The sequence below is a fragment of the Paenilisteria portnoyi genome, from assembly GCF_014322795.1.
Classification (GTDB): Bacteria; Bacillota; Bacilli; order Lactobacillales; family Listeriaceae; genus Listeria_A; species Listeria_A portnoyi.
In genome coordinates, this window is sequence record NZ_JAASTT010000040.1 from 1 (window position 1) to 1,629 (window position 1,629).

The following is a 1,629-nucleotide window of genomic DNA, read 5'->3' on the forward strand; positions in this document are numbered from 1 at the left end:
ACACTTTAGTTATTCAATATTCATCCTCATTCTAAGATTCGATTTAGTTAAGACCTTATAAATTTTGTTCGAAAATGTGTTACCATTCTGCTACTCCCAATAGAAAAATTACATTAAAGTTCTACTTTCTTATTTGTCAGGTTATCCAAAAAATATTTTTTCCCATTCTCAGAAATAAGTTGCAAATCACTTCCAAAAGGAAAAAGATATATCGCAATAATAGCAGGCTCGATTTCTGCTACTGTATTAAAGTCACATATAACTAAGTTCTCCTTTTTACTTAAGTATTCATCATTATCTATTTCTGAAAAAAACCTCCATCCATTGTCACTTGCGTTAACAGATTCTTCCCTCAACGCCCATTTTAAATATCCTTTTTTATCCACAATGTTTTTAGAAACAATACATGCACCTGCATTCTTTATAAATTCAGGTGGCTTTTTTCTAAACATAAGCTTCCATCCTTTCAACTAATTCTGTACGAAACGGTAGTTTCTTTGCTAAATCTAAAGGAGAATAGCCCATTTTATTTTTAGTGGCTAAATCTATATTCGCCTGGCTAAACCATAAATCATACAATGGTTTTAATTCAGCATCTGTATGCTTCATATTAACTATATACTGTAAGGCTAGTCTATTTTGAGAATCTAATATATTTATATCTACTCCCATTTCTATCAATTTTTGGCATAGAATTACAGTCTGATTCAAATTATGTTTTACCTGAGCCAATAGTACATGCAATGTTGTTTCATTCTCAGCATTCAGAATAGAAATATCTATTCCTTTGTCTATCAAAAATATACTTATAGAATATCTTGAATCTAAGTTCTTGTTAGTTAATGAGTAGTACAATAAATTTTTCCCTTTATATAAGGATAATTCATCACCAGTCTTGTAAACTTTATCAAACTCATCTTTGGTTTTTAGTTTAGCTACTAAATCAATGTTCATTGCTTCCACACATCCTATTCATATTTATGACCTCTATTATTACTAGGTAGTTCAGGCTGGTAATTACCAGGATCATTATACCAATCTCTAAATTCCTTTGGTGTTAGCTCACCATCAAGGTATGCTTTATGCATATCGGAATATTTTTCCTCCGGAAGATGCCCCATGTCCCAAACACCTTTACGTGTTTCACCAGGCCTCCAAGGTAAGAGATCTTCTGTATTCGGGTCCCTAACAAGCCCATCATCAATGCTTCTTGCATTTTCATAGACTTCTTCTGCTACGCCTTTCCTAAATGATGGTCTTGACTTTGGATCGAGATAAGGTCTATTGTCTACAATTGATGTCACTTCACCCTCACCAATGATTTTTACAGTACCATCCTTACCAATGATCTTTTGAGCTCCCTCAATAACATCATCTGAACCTTGTGCTACATCATCAATAAAATTAAAGCCTTCTACGGAAGGACGTGGTCGACCAAAATTCAAACTCCTCATATTATCCCCGAAATTCGCCGTCATTTTTTTAACGGTGGTCAAGCCTTCCTGCGCGGTATTCTTCACGGTACTCGCCACATCACTTATAACTCTCGGCGCATTCCGAATCCGCTCGGCACTCTCACGCAACGCCTGTTTTCCCATCGCGTCCACATGAGACAAGCCTTGTTTCGCC

Annotated in this window: 3 protein-coding genes; all 3 read right to left on the reverse strand. The window is 35.4% G+C overall.

The genetic code is table 11. The annotated features are described in order from the left end of the window. Positions 1 to 113: 113 nt before the first annotated feature. Entirely contained in the window at positions 114 to 452 is a 339-nt protein-coding gene (locus tag HCJ66_RS15775; RefSeq protein WP_187134003.1) for a DUF2185 domain-containing protein, read from the reverse strand. Beyond that, on the reverse strand, positions 445 to 954 hold the full coding sequence (locus HCJ66_RS15780; RefSeq protein WP_187134004.1) for an ankyrin repeat domain-containing protein: 510 nt from the start codon (positions 952 to 954) through the stop codon (positions 445 to 447). The genes HCJ66_RS15775 and HCJ66_RS15780 overlap by 8 nt, the downstream gene beginning before the upstream one ends. Positions 955 to 968: 14 nt before the next feature. Beyond that, the coding region (locus HCJ66_RS15785; protein ID WP_187134005.1) for an HNH/ENDO VII family nuclease at positions 969 to 1,629 on the reverse strand (661 nt) is incomplete at its 5' end.

What these genes read in the sequence shown, in the direction of transcription:
- HCJ66_RS15775 (WP_187134003.1), bottom strand. Translation starts at nt 452, where the DNA reads ATGTTTAGAAAAAAGCCACCTGAATTTATAAAGAATGCAGGTGCATGT.
- HCJ66_RS15780 (WP_187134004.1), bottom strand. Translation starts at nt 954, where the DNA reads ATGAACATTGATTTAGTAGCTAAACTAAAAACCAAAGATGAGTTTGAT.